The sequence below is a fragment of the Chryseobacterium sp. SIMBA_028 genome (genome assembly GCF_046535285.1).
GTDB lineage: Bacteria > Bacteroidota > Bacteroidia > Flavobacteriales > Weeksellaceae > Chryseobacterium.
Map to the genome: position 1 here is coordinate 1 of NZ_JAWRWZ010000871.1, position 232 is coordinate 232.

1 pseudogene is annotated in these 232 nt (G+C 37.1%); it reads right to left on the reverse strand.

What is annotated here, in order from left to right:
* Window positions 1-232: pseudogene (locus SCA31_RS25690) on the reverse strand (sulfurtransferase); the annotation flags it as partial.

A 232-nucleotide genomic window follows, 5' to 3' on the forward strand; every position in this document is an offset into this window, starting at 1 on the left:
ATTGCAGCTTTACATTCATCACACTGGATAAACAGTAAATGACATGCATCGTTGGAACAGTTGGTATGGTTATCACAAGGTTTTCCACACTGGTGGCACTGTGAAATAATATCATCTGTAATTCGTTCTCCTAAACGGTGGTCAAATACAAAGTTTTTACCGATAAATTTACTTGGTATTCCTTCTTCTCTTATCTGGCGGGTATATTCAATAATTCCGCCTTCTAGTTGAT